17 protein-coding genes are annotated in these 20,619 nt (G+C 71.6%); 8 read left to right on the top strand and 9 right to left on the bottom strand.

Features of this window, described 5'->3' with window-relative positions; all coding sequences use genetic code 11:
- Window positions 1-3: 3 nt before the first annotated feature.
- Genes V6R91_RS17030 through tkt form a run of 5 tightly spaced genes read right to left on the bottom strand, consistent with a single transcriptional unit; the run spans window position 4 to window position 7,315 of the window.
- Window positions 4-939, bottom strand: coding sequence for a glucose-6-phosphate dehydrogenase assembly protein OpcA (locus V6R91_RS17030; protein ID WP_336396193.1), 936 nt, complete (start codon window positions 937-939; stop codon window positions 4-6).
- Window positions 936-2,483 carry a glucose-6-phosphate dehydrogenase gene (gene zwf / locus V6R91_RS17035; RefSeq protein WP_271062021.1) on the bottom strand — a complete coding sequence of 516 codons (1,548 nt, stop codon included), beginning with the start codon at window positions 2,481-2,483 and terminating at the stop codon, window positions 936-938. The genes V6R91_RS17030 and zwf overlap by 4 nt, the downstream gene beginning before the upstream one ends.
- A gap of 13 nt (window positions 2,484-2,496) precedes the next feature.
- Window positions 2,497-4,113, bottom strand: coding sequence for a glucose-6-phosphate isomerase (locus V6R91_RS17040; protein ID WP_336396194.1), 1,617 nt, complete (start codon window positions 4,111-4,113; stop codon window positions 2,497-2,499).
- On the bottom strand, window positions 4,110-5,222 hold the full coding sequence (tal, locus tag V6R91_RS17045) for a transaldolase (RefSeq protein ID WP_336396195.1): 1,113 nt from the start codon (window positions 5,220-5,222) through the stop codon (window positions 4,110-4,112). The genes V6R91_RS17040 and tal overlap by 4 nt, the downstream gene beginning before the upstream one ends.
- Window positions 5,219-7,315 (bottom strand): transketolase, encoded by a 2,097-nt coding sequence (gene tkt / locus V6R91_RS17050; protein WP_336396196.1) that lies wholly within the window; start codon window positions 7,313-7,315, stop codon window positions 5,219-5,221. Before tkt ends, tal begins: the two co-directional genes overlap by 4 nt.
- A gap of 237 nt (window positions 7,316-7,552) precedes the next feature.
- Here tkt and V6R91_RS17055 point away from each other — a divergent pair, with 237 nt between their 5' ends.
- A complete protein-coding gene (locus tag V6R91_RS17055) occupies window positions 7,553-8,455 on the top strand; it encodes a heme o synthase (RefSeq protein WP_067244618.1) in 903 nt (300 codons plus the stop codon).
- A 33-nt stretch (window positions 8,456-8,488) separates the two neighbouring features.
- Here V6R91_RS17055 and V6R91_RS17060 read toward each other — a convergent pair whose 3' ends face one another.
- The gene (locus V6R91_RS17060) at window positions 8,489-10,162 is read right to left on the bottom strand and encodes a serine hydrolase (protein WP_336396197.1); all 1,674 of its coding nucleotides are present in this window, start codon (window positions 10,160-10,162) and stop codon (window positions 8,489-8,491) included.
- Window positions 10,163-10,254: 92 nt separating this feature from the next.
- Between V6R91_RS17060 and V6R91_RS17065 the strand changes: the two genes are divergently transcribed.
- Window positions 10,255-11,232, top strand: a complete 978-nt coding sequence (locus tag V6R91_RS17065) for a hypothetical protein (RefSeq protein WP_336396198.1) — start codon at window positions 10,255-10,257, stop codon at window positions 11,230-11,232.
- A 24-nt stretch (window positions 11,233-11,256) separates the two neighbouring features.
- On the opposite strand, the gene V6R91_RS17070 is transcribed toward V6R91_RS17065, so the two are convergent.
- Window positions 11,257-11,919, bottom strand: coding sequence for a response regulator transcription factor (locus tag V6R91_RS17070; protein ID WP_336396199.1), 663 nt, complete (start codon window positions 11,917-11,919; stop codon window positions 11,257-11,259).
- Window positions 11,900-13,183 carry a sensor histidine kinase gene (locus V6R91_RS17075; protein WP_336396200.1) on the bottom strand — a complete coding sequence of 428 codons (1,284 nt, stop codon included), beginning with the start codon at window positions 13,181-13,183 and terminating at the stop codon, window positions 11,900-11,902. Before V6R91_RS17075 ends, V6R91_RS17070 begins: the two co-directional genes overlap by 20 nt.
- A 125-nt stretch (window positions 13,184-13,308) precedes the next feature.
- On the opposite strand from V6R91_RS17075, the gene V6R91_RS17080 reads away from it, so the two are divergent.
- Complete coding sequence (locus V6R91_RS17080) at window positions 13,309-14,049, top strand: ABC transporter ATP-binding protein (RefSeq protein ID WP_067244543.1); 741 nt, start codon at window positions 13,309-13,311, stop codon at window positions 14,047-14,049.
- Window positions 14,046-15,389, top strand: coding sequence for an FtsX-like permease family protein (locus V6R91_RS17085; protein ID WP_336396201.1), 1,344 nt, complete (start codon window positions 14,046-14,048; stop codon window positions 15,387-15,389). The genes V6R91_RS17080 and V6R91_RS17085 overlap by 4 nt, the downstream gene beginning before the upstream one ends.
- Window positions 15,390-15,439: 50 nt before the next feature.
- Here the strand turns inward: V6R91_RS17085 and V6R91_RS17090 are convergent, their stop codons facing one another.
- Window positions 15,440-16,609 carry a COX15/CtaA family protein gene (locus tag V6R91_RS17090; RefSeq protein ID WP_336396202.1) on the bottom strand — a complete coding sequence of 390 codons (1,170 nt, stop codon included), beginning with the start codon at window positions 16,607-16,609 and terminating at the stop codon, window positions 15,440-15,442.
- 230 nt (window positions 16,610-16,839) lie between these two features.
- Between V6R91_RS17090 and sufB the strand changes: the two genes are divergently transcribed.
- From sufB to sufC, 4 genes are read left to right on the top strand one after another with little or no spacing between them, the layout of a single operon-like run.
- A complete protein-coding gene (gene sufB / locus V6R91_RS17095; protein WP_067244536.1) occupies window positions 16,840-18,258 on the top strand; it encodes a Fe-S cluster assembly protein SufB in 1,419 nt (472 codons plus the stop codon).
- Entirely contained in the window at window positions 18,259-19,461 is a 1,203-nt protein-coding gene (gene sufD, locus V6R91_RS17100; protein ID WP_336396203.1) for a Fe-S cluster assembly protein SufD, read from the top strand. It begins immediately after the preceding gene.
- On the top strand, window positions 19,458-19,793 hold the full coding sequence (locus V6R91_RS17105; RefSeq protein ID WP_067244531.1) for a non-heme iron oxygenase ferredoxin subunit: 336 nt from the start codon (window positions 19,458-19,460) through the stop codon (window positions 19,791-19,793). The genes sufD and V6R91_RS17105 overlap by 4 nt, the downstream gene beginning before the upstream one ends.
- A gap of 54 nt (window positions 19,794-19,847) precedes the next feature.
- Window positions 19,848-20,618 (top strand): Fe-S cluster assembly ATPase SufC, encoded by a 771-nt coding sequence (gene sufC, locus V6R91_RS17110; RefSeq protein WP_067244529.1) that lies wholly within the window; start codon window positions 19,848-19,850, stop codon window positions 20,616-20,618.
- Window position 20,619: the final 1 nt, after the last annotated feature.

Here is a 20,619-nt window from a genome sequence, read left to right on the forward strand (position 1 = left end):
CGGTCAGGCCCCCGACTCCGGCGGAGCGAGACGCTCCCAGCCCTCCGTGATGACTCGGCCGTAGAGCAGGTCGGGGTCGAGCCGGCGCAGCTCCTCGGCGAGGCACTCGCGGAGCGTCCGCCGGGGTAGGTGCAGTTCGTGGTCGGGCTGCCCGGGCTGCGTGAGGACCGCCGTCCCGGGAACAGGGCGCTCCAGGAGGATGTCGCCGCCCGCGCGCGTCAGGCGGACGGACTTGATCCCCTCCTGCCAGTGCTCGGGATCCTCGTAGGACCAGCGGACGGGGACGTCGAGCGCGAGCTGGAGCCAGCCGGCCAGCAGCGCGGTCGAAGGAGACGCCGCCGCCCCTCGGACCTCGACCGCCGTGACCTCCTGGAAAGGCGGCTGATCGAGCACGGCGGCCAGCTGCTCGCGCCAGTGGGTGAGCCGCGTCCAGGCCAGGTCCGTGTCGCCGGGGGCGTGCGTGCGACCCAGCAGCGCGAGGCGATCGCGCACGTCCGGTGTCGTCGCCGCATCCGTGATGCGGCGCTGGGCGATGCGTCCCAGGGGCGAGGCCGCCGGGTCGGTGGGCGCCTCCTCGGGCCACCAGGCGACGACGGGCGCGTCCGGAAGCAGGAGGCCCGTGACCAGGCTCTCCTGGTTGCTCGCGGCGTCTCCGTAGGCGTGGAGGACGACCACCTCGCTGGCGCCGGCGTCGCCGCCGACGCGGATCTGCGCGTCGAGGTGCGCGTCGCCGTCGCTCGTGGTCAGCACGATCACGCGCATCGGGTGCTCGCGGGAGGCGTCGTTGGCGGCGTCGATCGCGGCCTCTGCCACGCCGTTGCGCGCGGAGATCACCAGGGTGAGCACGCGGCCGAGGGCGACGGCGCCGCCCTCCTCCCTCACCTTGACGAGCTGCTTCGCGACCTGACTGACGGTGGTGTCGGGAAGGTCGATGATCACGGTCGTCTCCAGACTCGTCCGTCGCGGGCCAGCAGGGCGTCCGCCGAGGCGGGGCCCCAGGACCCGGGGGCGTACTGCTCGAGCGGGCCGCTCTGCGCGGCCCAGTACTCCTCGACCGGGTCGAGGATCTTCCAGGACAGCTCGACCTCCTCGTGCCGCGGGAACAGCGGCGGGTCGCCGAGCAGCACGTCGAGGATGAGACGCTCGTACGCCTCGGGGCTGGCCTCGGTGAAGGCGTGGCCGTAGCCGAAGTCCATGGTGACGTCGCGGACGTTGGAACCCGCGCCGGGCACCTTGGAGCCGAACCGGATCGTGACGCCCTCGTCGGGCTGCACCCGGATCACCAGCGCGTTCTGCCCCAGCTCGGAGGTCTGGGAGCGGCCGAACAGGTGCTCGGGGGCGCGCTTGAAGACGACGGCGATCTCCGTCACCCGGCGCCCGAGCCGCTTGCCGGTGCGCAGGTAGAACGGGACGCCGGCCCACCGGCGGGTGTTGATCTCCAGCTTGACGGCCGCATACGTCTCCGTCGTGGAGTCGGGGTTCATCCCCTCCTCGGCGAGGAAGCCGGCGACCTTCTCGCCGCCCTGCCATCCGCCGGCGTACTGTCCGCGAGCGGTGGCCTCGGCGAGGTCCTCGGGAAGGCTCACCGCGGCGAGCACCTTCTCCTTCTCCGCACGCAGGTGATCGGCGCCGAGACTGATCGGCTCCTCCATGGCGGTGAGCGCGAGCAGCTGCAGCAGGTGGTTCTGGATGACGTCGCGGGCGGCGCCGATCCCGTCGTAGTAGCCCGCGCGGCCGCCCACGCCGATGTCCTCGGCCATGGTGATCTGGACGTGATCGACGTAGTTGCGGTTCCAGATCGGCTCGTACAGCTCGTTGGCGAAGCGCAGCGCCAGGATGTTCTGGACCGTCTCCTTGCCCAGATAGTGGTCGATCCGGAAGATGGAGTCGGCCGGGAACGTCCCTTCCAGCGCGTCGTTGAGAGCGCGCGCGGAGGCGAGATCGTGCCCGAACGGCTTCTCGATGACCACGCGGCGCCATCCCTGGGTCCCGCGCCTCTCGTCCACCAGGCCGGAGTCCCGCAGCTGCTTGGCCACGAGGGGGAAGTCCTTCGGCGGGATGGACAGGTAATAGGCGTGGTTGCCCATCGTTCCGCGCTCGACGTCGAGCTTCTCGACGGTCTCGCGCAGGCGCCGGAACGCGTCCTGGTCGCCGAACTCGCCCTGCACGAAGCGGATGCCCTGCAGCAGCTGCTGCCAGGTCTCGTCACGGAACGGCGTGCGCGCGTGCTCCTTGACGGCCTCGTACACGACCTGGGCGAAGTCCTGGTCCTCCCAGTCGCGCCGGGCGAACCCGACCAGCGCGAAGCCGGGGGGCAGGAGCCCCCGGTTCGCGAGGTCGTACACCGCCGGCATCAGCTTCTTGCGGGACAGGTCGCCGGTGACGCCGAAGATCACGAGCGCGCTCGGGCCCGCGATGCGGCTCAGCCGCCGGTCGTCGGGATCGCGCAGCGGGTTGTTCCCGGCGGAGATGGGGACGGTCATCGGGAGGCTTCTCCTACTGGGCTGCTTCGAACAGGTCGAGCACGTCGTCCTGCGCCTCGGTCAGGGTGAGGGTCACCACCGGGCGGCCGTGCTCGGCGAGGACTGCGGCGTCGCCGGCGGCCTGGGCCTCGATGAGCTGGCCGAAGGTGAACGGCCGCTCGGGGATCTCCAGGTCCACGTCGGTGCGCTCGAGGATCTGCAGGAACACGCCCTGCGCGGGACCGCCCTTGTGGTACTGACCGGTGGAGTGCAGGAACCGCGGGCCCCATCCGAAGGTGGTGGGCCGGCCGGAGTCGGCGGCGACCATCTCGCGCAGCCCCTGCAGCTGCGGCATCTCGAGGCGGTTCACGTAGGCCTGGATCGACACGTAGCCGTCCGCCGGGAGCTGCGCCCACAGCGCGTCGAGCACGCCGGCGATCGTCCCGGACGCGGCGAGGGCGGGATCCGTCACGCGGACCTCGACGCCGTCGACCGTGAACGCCGGCGCGGCCGGCTCGGGGCGGGCGTCCAGCAGGGCGCGGGCAGCGATCTTCGCGGACTCCACGTCGGGCTGGTCGAACGGGTTGATCCCGAGCAGGAAGCCGGCGACCGCCGTCGCGTACTCCCACACGACGAACTGAGCGCCGAGCGTGCCGGAGACGAGGATCTCGCCGGGATGACGCTCGCGCAGGTGGAACTCGTCGGCCTCGTCGACGATCCGGACGATCTGGAGGTCGTCAGGGCGTTCCTCGACCTCCGGGGAGACGGGGAGGAGCACGACCGGCAGGACGCCGGTCCCCTCCTTGCCGGTGGACTCGGCGACGAGCTGCTCGATCCAGTCCGGCAGTCCGACGATGTGGGTGCCGTCGGTGATCAGGCCGATCTTGTCGCGCCGGGCGCCGTCGGCGCCGACGGTGCGGGCGATCGCCGCGCCGAGGCGGAGTCCGGGATTCTCGGCGGAGTCCACGGCGACCTGGAGGAGCGTGGCCTCGGCCTCGTCCAGCAGCTCGGCGATGTCCGCGCCGGCGAGGCCGGAGGGCACGAGGCCGAAGGCGGTGAGCGCCGAGTAGCGCCCGCCCACGTTCGGGTCGGCGTTGAACACCCGGTAACCGGCGGCGCGCGCCGACTCGTCGAGCGGCGAGCCCGGATCGGTGACGACCACGATGCGGCCGCGGGGGTCGATGCCGGTGTCGCGGAACGCGGCTTCGAAGGTGCGCCGCTGCGAGTCGGTCTCGACGGTCGAGCCGGACTTGGACGAGACCACCAGGACGGTGCGGTCCAGCCCCGCGTCCAGCGCGGCGAGGACCTGCCCCGGGGACGTCGAGTCGAGGATGGTGAGCTCGACGCCGGCGGTCTGGGAGATCACCTCGGGAGCGAGCGAGGAGCCGCCCATCCCGGCGAGGACGACGCGGTCGACGCCCTGGGCGCGCAGCTCCTCGCGCAGGGCGACGATCTCGGCGACGAGCGGGCGGGACACGCTCACCGCGTCCACCCAGCCGAGCCGCTTGCTCGCCTCCTCCTCGGCGGCCGTGCCCCAGATCGTGGCGTCCCCGCTCGTGATCCGCGACGCGATCAGGTCACCGACGAGGCCGGGGACGACCGTCTCGATCGCCTCGGCCGGGGCGCCGGTCGTGTGGATCTCGAAGCTCATCGCTGAGCCTCCAGGCCCTGCTCGACCTGGGCGAGCAGTCCGTGCCAGGAGTCGATGAACTTCGCGACCCCCTCGTCCTCGAGCACCTGCGTGACGTCGGCGAAGTCGATGCCCGCCTCCGCCAGGGCGGCGAAGACCTCGCGGGAGGCCTCGTACTCGCCGGTGATCGTGTCGCCCACGACCTCGCCGTGGTCGAACGTCGCCTCCAGGGTCTTCTCCGGCATGGTGTTGACTACGCCCTCGGCGACGAGACCGGTCACGTACAGCGTGTCGGGCAGCGCAGGGTCCTTGACGCCGGTGGATGCCCACAGGGGGCGCTGGGCGTTGGCCCCCGCCTCGAGCAGCGCGGTGGCACGGTCGCCGGCGAACGTCTTCTCGTAGAGCTCGTAGGCAAGGCGCGCGTTGGCGAGGCCCGCCTTCCCGCGCAGGGCCGTCGCCGCCTCGGTCCCGATCGCGTCCAGGCGCTTGTCGGTCTCGGTGTCCACACGGGAGACGAAGAACGAGGCGACGGAGTGGATCGTCGACAGGTCGATGCCCGCGGCCTTGGCCTGCTCCAGGCCGGTCAGGTAGGCGTCGATGACCTCGGCGTAGCGCTCGAGGCTGAAGATCAGGGTCACGTTGACGCTGATGCCCGCCGCCGTCGCGGCGGTGATCGCCGGGAGCCCGGCCTTGGTGGCGGGGATCTTCACCAGGAGGTTCGGACGGTCCACCTTGGCCCACAGCTGCTCGGCCTGGGCGATCGTGCCCTCGGTGTCGTGGGCCAGGTCGGGGGAGACCTCGATCGAGACGCGTCCGTCGACGCGGCCGGTGGACTCCCACACGGGGCGGAAGACGTCCAGCGCGTCCCGGACGTCCTGGGTCGTCGCCTCGAAGATGGCCTCCTCGGCGGTGGCGCCGCGGCCGGCCAGCTCGGCGACCTGCGCGTCGTACGAGGTGTCGTCCGGATTGGTGATGGCGCCGGCGAAGATCGTCGGGTTGGTCGTGACGCCGACCACGTTGCGGGACGCGATCAGCTCCGCGAGGTTCCCGGAGGTGATGCGGGTCCGGGACAGGTCGTCCAGCCAGATGCTGACGCCGGCGGCGGCGAGCTCGGAGGTGGGGGTGCTCATGCGTTCTCCTTGAGGGTCTCGCGGGCCGCCTCGACGACGGCGTCGGCGGTGATGCCGAACTTCTGGAACAGGGTCTTGTAGTCCGCGGAGGCGCCGAAGTGATCGATGCCGACCGAGCGACCGCGGTCGCCCACGATGCCCCGCCAGCTGAGCGGAGAGCCCGCCTCGACGGAGACGCGGGCCGTGACGGCGGCGGGGAGGACCGACTCGCGGTACGCCTCGTCCTGCTCGGCGAACCACTCCAGCGACGGCGCCGACACCACGCGGGCGTTCACGCCCTCGGCGGCCAGCGTCTCGCGGGCGCTGAGGGCCAGTTGGACCTCGGAGCCCGTGGCGATGAGCAGCACGTCGGGGGTGCCGGTCGGTGCCTCGGCGAGGACGTAGGCGCCCTTGGCCACGTGATCGGCGGAGGCGAGGACGTCGCCGCTCGCCTCACCGTCGCCCCGCTCGAACACGGGGATGTTCTGGCGCGTCAGGGCGATGCCGGCCGGCCCCTCGTGCCGGCGGAGGATCTCCAGCCAGGCGGCTGCCGTCTCGTTGGCGTCCGCGGGACGCACCACCGTGAAGTTCGGGATCGCGCGGAGCGTGGCGAGCTGCTCGATCGGCTGGTGGGTCGGGCCGTCCTCGCCGAGCGCGACGGAGTCGTGCGTCCAGACGAAGATGCTCGGCACGTTCATCAGCGCGGCCAGACGCACCGCCGGGCGCATGTAGTCGCTGAAGATGAGGAACGTGCCGCCGAAGGGCCGGGTCGGGCCGTGCAGGACGATGCCGTTCACGATCGCGCCCATGGCGTGCTCGCGGATCCCGAAGTGCATCACCCGGCCGTACGGGTTCCCCGACCACTCGTGGGTCGACCACTGCTCCGGGATGAAGGAGGGGGCGTCCTTGATGGTCGTCAGGTTCGACTCGGCGAGATCCGCCGAACCGCCCCAGAGCTCCGGCAGGCGTGCGGCCAGGGCGTTGATCACCTGGCCGGACGCGGCGCGCGTGGACACGTCCTTGCCCGCCTCGAAGACCGGGAGCGCGGAGGACACGTCGTCGGGCAGGGCGTGGGCCTCGAGCCGGTCGAGGAGCGCCTTGCGCTCGGGGTTGGCTGCCGCCCATGCGTCGAAGGAGCGCTGCCACTGCGCCCGCTCCTCGGCCGCCCGCTCGGCGAGGCCGCGCGTGCGGGCGAGGACGTCGTCGGCGACGACGAACGTCTTCTCCGGGTCGAAGCCGAGCACCTTCTTCGTGGCGGCGAGCTCGTCGGCACCGAGGGCGGAGCCGTGGATCTTGCCGGTGTTCTGCTTGCCGGGGGAAGGCCAGCCGATGATCGTCTTGAGGATGATGAGCGACGGGCGGTCGGTCTCGCCCTGGGCCGCCGTGATCGCGGCGTGCAGCTCGGCGACGTCCTCGACGTACTCGCCGGACTTCTTCCAGTCCACGACCTGCACGTGCCAGCCGTAGGCGGCGTAGCGGGCGGCGACGTCCTCGGTGAAGGCGACGTTCGTGTCGTCCTCGATCGAGATCTGGTTGGAGTCGTAGATGGCGATCAGGTTGCCGAGCTGCTGGTGGCCGGCGAGGGACGACGCCTCGCTCGTCACGCCCTCCTGGAGGTCGCCATCGCCGGCGATGACGTAGACGCGGTGGTCGAAGGGGCTCTGCCCGGCCGGGGTCTCCGGGTCGAACAGGCCGCGCTCGTAACGGGCGGCGTAGGCGAACCCGACCGCGGAGGCCAGCCCCTGACCGAGCGGTCCGGTCGTGATCTCGACACCGGCGGTGTGTCCGTACTCCGGGTGGCCGGGCGTCTTCGACCCCCACGTGCGCAGCGCCTTGAGGTCGTCGAGCTCGAGCCCGAAGCCGCCCAGGTAGAGCTGCACGTACTGCGTCAGGGAGGAGTGCCCCGCAGAGAGGATGAACCGGTCCCGGCCGATCCAGCCGGTGTCGGCGGGATCGTGGCGCATCACCCGCTGATACAGCAGGTACGCGGCGGGGGCGAGACTCATCGCCGTTCCGGGGTGGCCGTTGCCGACCTTCTCCACGGCGTCCGCTGCCAGCACGCGGGCGGTGTCCACCGCGCGCCGATCGATCTCATCCCACTGCAGTTCCGACACGCCAGAGCCCTTTCTGAGAGTTTCGAGAGCACCCGCGTCCCTGCGCGTTCCGCGACATCACGGAATGGCCTGGGGACGATCATCGGGCGCGCAAGCGGTTCTCAGCATAGTGCGGATGGATCCGGCGGTCGCCGGTGCGACGCGAACTGTTTCGGCGGTTCGACCCCGCATTCCGGTGGCCTAGACTGGGAATGTTCCGTGTATGCGCAGGAGGAGGCGATCAGCATCTCGACGATCATGAAGCCGGTCGGTGCAGATCGCTCACTGAAGCGGACGATCAAGGCGTACATCGTTCTGACCAAGCCACGCGTCCTTGAGCTTCTGCTCGTGTCCACGGTGCCCGTGATGTTCCTCGCCCAGGGCGGCCTGCCGAACCTCTGGCTCGTCGCGGCGACCGTCATCGGCGGCTCGCTCAGCGCCGGCTCGGCGGCCGCCTTCAACATGTACCTCGACCGGGACATCGACGCCCACATGCAGCGCACGGAGAACCGGCCGCTGGTCACCGGGGAGGTCTCGCCGCGCGGAGCGCTCATCTTCTCGTGGGCCCTCGCCATCGTCTCCACGGTCTGGCTGTGGCTCACGACGAACCTGCTCACGGCGGCGCTTTCCGCGACCGCGATCTTCTTCTACGTCGTCATCTACACGATGATCCTCAAACGACGCACGGAGCAGAACATCGTCTGGGGCGGGATCGCGGGCTGCTTCCCGGTGCTCATCGGGTGGAGCGCGGTCACCGGCTCGCTGGACTGGCCGCCGTTCGTGCTGTTCATGCTGGTGTTCCTGTGGACGCCGCCGCACTACTGGCCGCTGTCGATGAAGTACAAGAACGACTACGACGACGTCGACGTGCCGATGCTGGGCGTCACGCGCTCGGCCCCGCAGGTCGGGCTGCAGGTCATCCTCTACGCGTGGGCGACGGTCGCGTGCTCGCTCCTGCTGGTCCCGGTCGCCGGCATGGGCCTCGTGTACACGGTGTCCGCGGCGGTCTTCGGCGGCTGGTTCATCTATGAGTCGCACCGGCTCTACGCCCAGGCCGTGCGGGGGACCTCTCCGAAGCCGATGCGCGTCTTCCACGCCTCCATCACGTACCTGACGCTCATCTTCCTGGCTGTCGCCGTCGATCCGCTCCTGCCGTTCTGACGACGGACGGGCCGTGCCGTCGGTCCGATCCGCTCAGCCGGCCCTGGTCCACGTCCCGAAGCCCTGTGTGTCGAAGGACGACAGACGCAGCGTGCGGGCCGTGCCCCCGTCGAGGACGAACTCGGCGGACGCCCGCGATCCCGCCGGCGCGTTCTCGGCGGACGGGGAGTACGCGAACACGGAGCCGTCCCAGTCCTCGAGGAGGAGCCGAGCCCTGCCGTCCGGGCCGATCGACGCCACCAGGCCGTCGTCCGTGCGACGGACCGTCGCCTCCCCGAAGTACGGATTGAGGTAGCGACCGACGAGGGCGGAGTCCGGGGCGGCCGGTGCGGGATCCGCGGGGCGCGGAACGCCCACGAGATCACCGTCGGGCGCCGTGTACGGGGCGAACGCGGCCTCGGCGTCGGCAACCCAGTCGCGGGTGACCTCGCCGAACTGCACGAGATCGAGGAACGCGGCGGCGACGGCCTCCGGCAGGCCCACCGGCGCGCCGTTCGTGAGCACGACGATCCCGAGGTCGAGGTCCGGGACCACCTGGAAGGCGGTCGCGGCGCCGAGCGAGAAGGCTCCGGAGTGGGACACCGCCATGCGGCCGCTGACGAGCGGCGAGGCGTTGAAGCCGAAGCCGTAGTGCCCGGGCCGCTGATCGGTCGACCCGGATGGGGAATTGACGATCTGCGGCGTCATGGCCTCTCGGAGCAGATCCGGATCGGCCACGGTGCGGGTGCCGAACGAGCCGCCGGCGAGCAGCAGGCGCATCCAGGCGCTCATGTCGTTCGCCGTCGAGGAGACCCCGCCGGCGGGCGACTGCGGGTCCGGGTCGCGGTCGTACAGCGGCTCGAAGGAGCCGTCCACGAGGGCGTGGAGCCGGGCGCGGTCCGGGTGCGCGAGGTAGTCCTCGTGGCGGGCGCTGCTCGAGGTCATGGCGAGCGGCTCGAAGACGGCTCGGTCGATGAGGTCCTCCCACGGCTCGCCGGCGGCCTCGGACACCGCCTCGGCGCCGACCGTCAGGCCGAAGTTGGAGTAGTGGTACGAGGAGCGGAACGGGGCCAGGGGAAGCAGGCGGAGGCGCGACAGGATGGTGTCGCGGTCGTAGCCGATGTCCTCGAGGTCGTCGCCGGATCCGGTCGCGAGGCCCATGCGGTGGCTGAACGCGTCGCCGATCGTCGCCCGCTCGGACACGACGGGGTCGGACAGCTCGAAGTCGGGGAGCACGGATGAGATCGGCGTCGACCAGTCCACGCCGATCTCGCGTCCCACCGCGGCGACGGCGGTGGCCGAGAGCGGCTTGGAGATCGAGGCGATCTGGAACACGGTGTCGGCGGTGACGGGCTGATCGCCGCCCTTCTCGATGAGGCCGTAGCCGCCCGAGAAGAGCAGTCGATCGCCGTGAACGACGGCGATCGACATCCCGGGGACACCGGTGCGGTCGAGACCGTCCCTGGCGAGCTGCGGCAGCGCCCGCACAGCGTCGGCGATGCGCTCCTCGAGCGGTGCCCCCAGGGACACCGCGTCCTGGGCGGGGCTGTCGCCGGTCGCGACCGCAGGGCCCGCGACGGGAGCGGTGCACGCGGTGATCCCGCTCGTGAGGGCCACCAGGACGAGAGCGGGGCCGAGGATCCGTCGCGGTCGCCGCGACGCGTGGTCCCGGCGATGAAGTGCCGGGACCTGCGTCCCCAGCGGATGCCGTCGGAGCCCTATCCCCATCTCGATCCTCCTGCTAGCGTCCAGACTCATCCAAGTGACCGGAACAGGACAACGCAAGGACCCTTTCGTGCATTGTCCGCTTGAGGACAGACATGTCGGACGACGACCTTCTCGACCTGCTCCACCGCGAGCGGCTTCCCGACGTGCCGACGGTGGCGGCACGCACCGGGCTGGACGCGGAACGGACGGCGCAGGCGCTGCGCCGGCTGTCCGCGGAAGGACACCTGACACTCCAGGAGGGCGTGATCCTCCTGCACGCGCCGGCGCAGGCCGCCGCGCTCGCGATCGAACGACTGCTCCAGAGCGAGCGGGCCGAGGCCGAGGCGCGCAGCATGCGCCTGGCGTCGATCGTGGACGGCGTGGCCCGCCGGACGGCGTCGTGGACGTTCGGCGAGGCCGTGGCGCGGGGGCGGCTCCCGATCCAGACGGCGCACGGCCCGCACGCGGCGGAGGACCTGTGGTTCGCCGTGCAGGCGTCGCGCGTGGCCCCCGGTGGGAGGGTCAGCGCGGTCCTCACCGACATCGACCGGTACCGGACCAGCAGCCCGGAGCGCTCCCGCGCGTTCGCCCAGGCGATGGGGGCGTACGCGTCGGTGCGCGCGATCATCCCCGCCGTCGAGCTGGACGACCGCCTCACCGCGATGGTCGAGGCGTTCCGGGCATCGGACGTCGAGTTCCGGGTGCTGCCGAGCCCGCCGAGCTGGTTCTGGGTCGACGACGAGGGCGTCACGGCCCTTCCGCTCGTCTGGGGCGAGACCGCGCCGCAGAGCGTGCTGGCCGTGTCGAGTCCCGTCATCGCGGGGCTCGCGCAGGACTACTTCGCCCGCCTCTGGCAGCAGGCGCGGCCCGTCGCCGCCGACACCGCCGGCTACGGAACGCTGCTGCACCGCATGCGGCGGGGGATGACGCTGGACGCAGCCTCCCGATCCCTCGGGATCACCCCGCGCACCGGACGCCGCCGGATCGCGGCGGCGATGGAGCGGTACGGCGTGGAGACCCTGTTCGCCCTCGGCGTCGCCTGGGCGGAGGACGGCTGTCCCGGGGCGCCGGTGCGTGCGACGCCTCGATGAGGGGCACGGGAGCCCTCCTGTCCGTCAGCCCGCCGTGGACTGGAGGTAGGCGAGGACGGCCTTGACGCGGCGGTTCTCGTCGACGGGGGTCAGGTCGAGTCCCCGGAACACGTTGCCGACGTGCTTGCTCACGGCCGCGTCGCTGAGGACCAGCCTGCCGGCGATCTCCGCGTTCGACAACCCGTCCGCCATGAGGGCGAGGACCTCCCGCTCGCGCGGCGTCAGCCGGGTCAGCGGTCCCTCGCGGCGCGGCCGGAGGAGATGCTGCACCACCTCCGGGTCGATCACGGTGCCGCCGCTGCGGACACGCTCGAGAGACCGGTCGAAGTCGCGGACGCGGTTCACCCGGTCCTTGAGGAGGTACCCCACCGCGCCCTCGGGCAGCGTGAGGAGCTCCCGCGCGTACATGTCCGCGATGTACTGGGACAGCACGAGCACCGGCTGCCCCGGGTTCCGCCCGCGGATCCGCAGGGCGGCAGCGAGGCCGTCGTCGCGGTCGCCGGGCGGCATCCGGACATCGGTGAGCACGAGCTCGGGAGGGCACCCGTCCCGCTCCAGCGAGAGATAGGCGTCCAGGAGCTCGGTGGCGGAGGCCGCGGTCGCCACGATCCGGTGACCGAGACGTTCCAGCAGAGCCACCAGCGCCTCGCGGAGCAGGCCGGAGTCCTCAGCGAACAGGATGCGCATGCGTGTCCCCTCCCGCTGTCGGGATCCGCATCCCCACCCGCGTCGGCCCGCCGCGCGGGCTTCTCACCTGGAACTCGCCGCCGATCGTCTCCACCCGCTCGCGGAGTCCCCGCAGCCCCGTCCCCGCGTCCTCGGCGACCCCGCCGGGCCCCTGGTCCACCACGTCGAGCGCGAACACGCCGGCGTCCCATCGAGCGGTCACGTCCACCCGGGCGGATGCGGTGTGCTTGGCGGCGTTGGTGACCGCCTCCGTCACGAGGTAGTAGGCGGCGGTCTCGACGGGCGCCGGGAGCCGCCGCGCGTCGAGGCCGGTCAGGTCGAGGCTCATCGGGACCGGGGTGCGGTCCGCGAGCTCCGACAACGCCGCGCGGAGCCCATGGTCGGTGAGGACGGCGGGATGGATCCCCCGGACGGTCCGGCGCAGCGTCCCGAGTGCGTGCTCGGTCTGCTGCTGCGCCGCCGTCAAGGCCTGCAGCGCCGCGTCGGCGTCCGCTCCCGTGATCTGCAGCTGTTCCAGCTCCAGCCCGACCATCCCGAGCCGGGCGGCGACGGTGACGAGCTCCTGCTGCACGCCGTCGTGGAGGTCGCGCTCGATCCGCCGGCGCTCGTCCTCCAGGGCCTGCACCAGCACGATCCGGGAGCGGGTGAGTCGTTCGACGTTCCGCGTCAGCTCCTCCTCGCGCGGACCGCAGAGGAACCGCAGCAGCGACGCATGCCCGCCGGCGAGCGCGGCGTTCAGATAGCCGAACAGCCCGAGCGCCGCCAGGCCGAGAGGGATCGTCAGCCACCAGGTGCTCGGCGAGGGCGAGACGACGCCGCCCTCCCACAGCGTGATGGTCGTCTCGCGCCGGATCCCGGTCGCGCCGACGGCGACGAGGAGGACGAGGGCGACGGCCTCGGCGAAGAGAAGCGCGAGGGAGACGCCGCCCAGCAGCACGTCCAGCAACAGCGCGCCGACCTCCCGCCAGGTGGCGGCCTCGGACAGCCGTACGGACAGCCAGATGTGGCGCTGCTCCGGCTCGAGACGCACATGCGCGGAGCGTTGCACGGGAAAGCCGAGGACCCGGGTCCTCCGGCGTTCGAGCGCCCCGAGCGGCAGGGCCCAGAGCGGCACCAGCAGGAGGGTGAGGACGACCACGGGGAGCAGGATCACGGCGAGCGCGGCGCTGGTCAGCAGGTACAGCAGCGCGCGCCACGGCCAGGCGCTCCCCAGGAACCGCCAGGGCGAGCGCACCAGCGCGCTCCACAGCCGGGGTCCGTTCATGCGATCAGCCTACGGATGGCGCTGGTCGGGAGCGGTCCCGTCGAGCAGAAGGTAGAACCTGCTCTACCCCGAGGGAGGAGCCTGCCCGGTGGCCCCGCCGGAGGCGCCCGGGATCGAATGGCGGCATGAACCGACACCTCGTCCAGGCGCACGACCTCCGCAAGTCCTTCCCGGGAGCCGGCCGCGGCGCGACGGCCACAGAGGTGCTCCGCGGGGTCTCGCTCACGGTGGCGCCGGGGGAGATGGTGAGCATCGTGGGCCCGAGCGGATCCGGCAAGAGCACGCTGCTGTACTGCCTCGCCGGGCTGGAGCCGTACGACGGCGGGTCGGTCCGCCTCCTCGGGACCGAGCTGGGCGGGCTGCGTCGCCGAGCGCTGGCCGCGCTGCGCCGGGAGCACGTCGGATTCGTGTTCCAGTCGTACAACCTGATCCCGTCGTTGAGCGCCGGGGACAACGTCGCGCTGCCGGCGCGCCTCGCCCGGCGCGGCGTCCGGGCGGCGGAGGTGGATCGCGCGCTGGAGGAGGTCGGGCTCGCCGGCCGCTCCTCGGTCCTTCCCGGCCGTCTCTCCGGAGGGCAGCAGCAGCGGGTGGCCCTGGCCCGCGTCCTCGCGCAGCGTCCCGACGTCGTCTTCGCCGACGAGCCGACCGGCGCGCTCGACACGCGCACGGGCGCGTCGGTCCTGCGGCTGTTGAGGACGGCCGCGGCAGAGGAGCGGAGCGTCGTCCTCGTGACGCACGACCTGGAGGCCGCCGCCCAGGCCGATCGCGTCCTGGTGCTCCGGGACGGCGAGATCCATCGCGAGCTCGGGCGCGCGACGCCGGATGAGGTTCTCGATGCTCTCGCCGCCGCGGGGGAGCGGCCATGATCCGGCTCATGGCGGCGGACCTCGTCCGTCAGGCACGGATCTGGAGCGGGCTGTTGCTCCTGGCCGTCGTGGTGGGGTTCGTGGCCGGCTTCGCCGCGATGCTGGTGGAGACCGGGCTGGTCCAGGGCGGCGCGGTCAGGCAGACCCTGGAGGGCGCGAGCAGCATGGTTCTGGTCTTCACCGGGATCAGCGCCGTCGTCGTGATCGCGGGCGCGGCGAACCTGACCGTGGCCCTCCAGCAGCGCGGCTACGCCCTCTGGCAGGTCGTCGGGGTGTCACCCTCGCGCGTCGGCGTCGTGGTGCGGGCCCAGCTCGGCCTCGTCGGGATCGGCGGCGGTCTTCTCGGCTGCGCGCTCACGACGACGGTCATGCGGCCGCTGTTCGCGTACTTCTTCCAGACCTGGGGCGACGAGGTGCTGTCGACCCCGCTGCGCCTGGGGCCGGTCTCGTTCCTCTGCGTCGGGGTCGGCGTCGGCGTCCTCTGCATGACCGGAGGGCACGGCGCGGCGCGCCGGGCGAGCCGTGTCCCGCCGGTCGAGGCGCTGCGCGAACCCGAACCGCCCCGGATCCGCATGGGTGTCCTGCGCGGAGTGCTGGTCGTCGCGACCCTCGGCGGGGTGACCGCGCTCGCGTGGCGGCTCGGCGACGGGGACTTCTCCTCGATCGTGAACCGAGGGATGTTCCTGACGCCCGCCGTCGTCGCGCTGATGGCGGCGATGGGGCCCGTGCTGTATCCCGCGGCCCAGTGGATCTGGTCGGCGCTGGTGCCGGCCCGGATGTCGGGGGCGTGGTTCCTCGCCCGGCACGATGCCCGCTCCCGCGTGAGCCAGAGCACCGCGGTGATCGCGCCGCTGATGGTCGCGATCGCCCTCGTCGGCGGGCTCTACAGCGGGGCGGCGACGCTCGGGGCGGCGGCGCCGGCCTGGACGGGGCAGCAGGGTGACTGGACGATCCAGACCGAGGCGGTCGCCGTGATGCTGGGCGGTCCGCTGCTGGTGGGGACGACCGGGGCGGCGGTCGCGGTGTTCATGGCGTCCGGGGCCCGCGAGCGCCAGGTCGCGCTGCTGCAGGCGGCCGGCGCCGACCGCGGCGTCATTCTGCGCGCGGCGTGGGGGGAGGCGACGATCCACGCCGCGACGGCGGTTCTCCTCGGCGCGGCGGCGACCGTGATCGGCAGCGGAATCCTGGCTGCGGGCCTGGGGCTGTCGGCGCCGGTCGTGGCGTGGGGACCGATCCTGCTGGTCGGCGCGGTCGGCGCCGGGCTGATCACGCTCGCGACGCTCGTCCCGACGGCCGCCGCGCTGCGCATGCCGGTGTCGCGGGTGCTCGCCGCCGAGTGACGGCAGCCCGGATCCCTCGCTCCTCCGTACAGGAAGGAGACGCCGGAGGATCAGAGGGCGGGCGGGCCGGCGGGGGCGGCAGGGACGTCGGGGGCGGTGGAGGCGACGGGGCGCTTCAGGCGCAGGACGACGACGGTGTAGGCGGCGGCGGACAGAGCGGCGAGCACCATGTGGGTCCCGACGAGCACCTCGGGCAGCCCGGTCCGCGCCTGGATCACGCCGACGGCGACCTGGACCCCGATCGCGACGATCAGGGCCAGGAGCCAGGCGCGGGGGCGGAGCCGGCGGACCCCGGCGACCACCGCCAGGAGCAGCACGAGCGCCGCGAGCACGTACCCGGGCCAGGAGTGCACGTGCGCCATCACGGACGCGTCGAACCCGCGCCGGACGATGTCCGCATCGCCGGAGTGGGGTCCGGATCCGGTGGTGAGGACTCCCACGACGATCGTCACGGCGAGCACGAGCCCCGTGACGTGGGTGAGCGCGGCGAACCAGGACGGGACGACCCGCTCTCGCGGCCCGGCCGGTTCGCGCATCCGGACGAGGAACGCGGCGGTGATGCAGACGAGGACGAGGGAGGAGGCGTAGTGGAAGCCGACGATGAAGGGATTGAGTCCCGTGACGACCGTGATGCCCCCGACGAAGGCCTGGGCGATGATGCCGATCACCGTGAGCCACGCGAGGGCGGTGAGATCGCGTCGGGTGCCGTTCGCGCGGAGCGAGAAGACCGCCGCGACCACGACGGCGAGGAGCAGGGTCGCGTTGAGGAACATGAAGCCGGGAAGGCCCGCCGCGGTGCCGATCCCGTAGGCGATCAGTGCGGCGACGATGCCGCCGCCGGCGAACCAGAGGGTGGAGCGCACCGCGCGGCGGCCGCCGACCGCGTGCAGAAGCAGGAGCAGGACGGCGAGCGCCAGCAGGCCCACGACGCCCGTCATGGTTCGGTTCCCGAACTCGATGATCCCGTGATAGCCCTGCTCGGGCGTCGGCACGAGCGAGTCCGGGGTGCACATCGGCCACTCCGAGCAGCCGAGGCCGGAACCGCTGAGCCGCACGGCGCCGCCGGTCCCGATGATGATGACCTCGGCGAGGAACGAGAGCCACGCGAACACGCGCAGGGGCCTGGCCGGGAACGGTGCGGCCTCCGCGCCGCCGCCGGGACGGGGAGGAGCCTCGCGGAGGCGGTGCGGGGCGGCAGGCGAAACGGTGCTCTCGGGCATGGGTCCTCCGGATCCCGCCGGCGGGACGGAAACGGTCCGCATGTCGGAGGGAACCTGTAGAATCGGGGGTGTTGCGATGCGCGCGCTCGTGCGCGTGACATCGAGAACAGTCTAGGCGCGAAGCGTCCATGAGAGGGCCCACCAGCGGCACCCCCATCCCCGCAGACACGACGGGGATGCGGCGTGCCGGGGCGGATGACACCGTTGCGGCCCGATGAGGAGAGTGTGTGATGTCGGATGTGCTGATCGATCGCCCGGAGCTCGATGGTCTGGGGGTGTACGAGTTCGGCTGGCACGACCCCGATGCCGCCGGCGCCAGCGCGAAACGCGGTCTGAGCGAGGCGGTCGTCCGGGACATCTCCGCCCTCAAGAACGAGCCCGAGTGGATGCTGAAGACCCGTCTCAAGGGGCTCCAGCTCTTCGGGCGCAAGCCGATGCCGACCTGGGGCGCCGACCTCAGCGAGATCGACTTCGACAACATCAAGTACTTCGTGCGCTCCACGGAGAAGCAGGCCCAGTCCTGGGAGGACCTGCCTGCGGACATCCGTGAGACCTACGAGCGCCTCGGCATCCCGGAGGCGGAGCGTCAGCGCCTCGTCGCGGGCGTTGCCGCGCAGTACGAGTCCGAGGTCGTCTATCACCAGATCCGCGAGGACCTGGAGCAGCAGGGCGTCATCTTCATGGACACCGACACGGCGCTGCGGGAGCACCCCGAGTTCTTCGAGGAGTACTTCGGGACCGTCATCCCGGCCGGCGACAACAAGTTCGCGGCGCTGAACACGGCCGTGTGGTCGGGCGGCTCGTTCGTGTACGTGCCGAAGGGCGTGCACGTGGAGATCCCGCTGCAGGCCTACTTCCGCATCAACACCGAGAACATGGGCCAGTTCGAGCGGACCCTGATCATCGCCGACGAGGGCAGCTACGTCCACTACATCGAGGGCTGCACCGCGCCGATCTACAAGAGCGACTCGCTGCACTCGGCCGTCGTCGAGATCATCGTGAAGAAGAACGCCCGCGTGCGTTACACGACGATCCAGAACTGGTCGAACAACGTCTACAACCTCGTCACCAAGCGTGCGGTCGCCCACGAGGGCGCGACCATGGAGTGGGTCGACGGCAACATCGGCTCCAAGGTCACCATGAAGTACCCGTCCATCTACCTGATGGGCGAGCACGCCAAGGGCGAGACCCTCTCGGTCGCGTTCGCGGGCCCGGGTCAGCACCAGGACGCCGGCGCGAAGATGATCCACATGGCGCCCTACACGCAGTCGTCGATCGTCTCGAAGTCGATCGCCCGCGGCGGCGGACGCGCAGGGTACCGCGGCGAGGTCCGCGTGGACGCGAACGCCCACCACTCGGCGAACACGGTGCGCTGCGACGCTCTGCTCGTGGACACGAAGTCCCGTTCCGACACCTACCCGGCGATCGACATCCGGGTCGACGACGTGCAGCTCGGGCACGAGGCCACGGTGTCGAAGGTCAGTGAGGAGCAGCTCTTCTACCTGCAGTCCCGCGGCATGCCCGAGGACGAGGCGATGGCGATGATCGTGCGCGGCTTCATCGAGCCGATCGCGCGGGAGCTGCCCATGGAGTACGCGATGGAACTGAACAAGCTCATCGAGATGGGCATGGAAGGATCGGTCGGCTAGATGACGGCCTCGACGACGGCGCCCTCTGCGGCGCAGGACACGCACGCCCACATCGACCCCGCGGCACAGGTCGCCGCGGCGGGGAGCTTCGTCCCCGTCCAGACCCGCTCGGAGCGCCCGCACTCGTTCGATCCGGCGGACTTCGACGCTCCGACGGGCCGCGAGGTCAACTGGAAGCACACGCCGGTGGAGCGCCTGCGCGCGCTGCTCGCGGACGAGCCGGGCGACGAGCACGCGGTCGCGATCGATCTCGACGCGGCGGAGGCCTTCCTCGTCCCCGACGAGGAGGACGCGTACGGGCAGTTCTTCCGTCCGGAGGACCGTGTCAGCTCCCTCGCCTGGAAGCACGCCCACCGCGGTCTGCACCTGCGCATCGAGGAGGGCGACGAGGTGGCGGAGCCGGTCGTGCTCCGCATCGACGGGACCGACGCCGGCAAGCGCGCCTTCGGTCAGCTCCTGATCGAGGCGATGCCGAACTCGCAGGCCACGGTCGTTCTCGACCACCACGGGGCGGCGCAGTACGCGCAGAACGTCGAGATCATCGCGCGGGAGGGATCCCGCCTCACGGTGGTCTCCGTGCAGCGCTGGGCGGACGACGCGATCCACGCCGCGGCGCATCAGGCGCGGGTGGACCGCGATGCGGCGCTCACGCACTTCGTGGTGAGCTTCGGCGGGGGCGTCGTACGCGTCAACCCCAGCCTGGAGCTCGCCGGCGCGGGCTCCGAGGGCCGCATGTACGGGCTCTCCTACGCGGACGCCGGTCAGCACCTGGAGAGCCAGGTGTACCTGCACCACAAGGGCCCGCACACGACCGGCGACGTCCTCTACAAGGGCGCCCTCCAGGGGGAGAGCGCCCACAGCGTGTGGATCGGCGACGTCCTGATCGGCCCGGACGCGACCGGCACCGACTCGTACGAGGCGAACCGCAACCTCGTCCTCACCGAGGGCGCCCGCGCGGACTCGATCCCGAACCTCGAGATCGAGACCGGCGACATCCTCGGTGCGGGGCACGCGAGCGCCACGGGGCGTTTCGACGACGAGCAGCTGTTCTACCTCCAGGCCCGGGGCATTCCGGAGGAGGAGGCGCGCCGGCTGGTCGTCCTCGGCTTCCTCAGCGACATCGTGCAGCGTCTGCGCATCCCCGCTCTGGAGGAGGAGCTGCTCGCCGCGATCGAGGCGGAGCTCGCCGAGGTCTCCGCATGAGCGCCCAGCGCGCCTGCGGAGTGAGCGACCTCGAACAGGACACCCCGCTGCGGGTCGAGCTCGACGGCGTCCCGATCGCCGTCGTGCTCGACGCGGAGGGTACGATCCACGCGATCGGCGACACCTGCACGCACGGCGACATCTCGCTGTCCGAGGGGTTCGTCGAGGGGCAGACCCTCGAGTGCTGGGCGCACGGCTCGGCGTTCTCGCTGTGCACGGGCAAGCCGCTCAACCTCCCCGCCTACGAGCCCGTCCCCGTCTACGTCGTCGAGATCGACGGCGACGACGTGCTCATCGACCCCGCCGTCACGAAGGACGTCTCCGCGCTCTGACCAGCGCGCCGTCCCGACGCACCACGACGTAAAGAACCGACGAAGGAGAACAGAATGTCTGTCCTCGAGATCCGCGACCTCCACGTGACGGTCGAGACCGATGCAGGGACCACCCCGATCCTCAACGGGATCACCCTGACCATGCGCACGGGCGAGACCCACGCGATCATGGGCCCCAACGGCTCCGGGAAGTCCACGCTGGCCTACACGATCGCAGGCCACCCGAAGTACACCGTCACGAGCGGATCGATCACGCTCGACGGCGAGGACGTGCTGGAGATGAGCGTGGACGAGCGCGCCCGCGCGGGCCTGTTCCTCGCGATGCAGTACCCCGTGGAGATCCCCGGCGTCACCGTGACAAACTTCCTGCGCACGGCCAAGACCGCCCTCGACGGCGAGGCGCCGTCGATCCGGCAGTGGACCAAGGACGTCAAGGCCGCGATGGCGAACCTGCGCATGGACGGCAAGTTCGCGCAGCGCAACGTCAACGAGGGCTTCTCCGGCGGCGAGAAGAAGCGCCACGAGATCCTCCAGCTCGAGGTGCTCAAGCCGAAGATCGCCGTGCTCGACGAGACCGACTCGGGCCTCGACGTCGACGCGCTCAAGATCGTGTCGGAGGGCGTCAACCGCGCCAAGGCGGAGACGAACCTCGGTGTGCTGCTCATCACGCACTACACCCGGATCCTCCGTTACATCCGCCCGGACTTCGTGCACGTGGTCGTCGCGGGCAAGATCGTCGAGGAGGGCGGCCCCGAGCTGGCAGACCGGCTCGAGGACGAGGGCTACGACCGGTTCCTCGACCCCTCCGCGCCGATCGAGGCGTAGG

The organism is Microbacterium sp. CCNWLW41 (assembly GCF_037083505.1).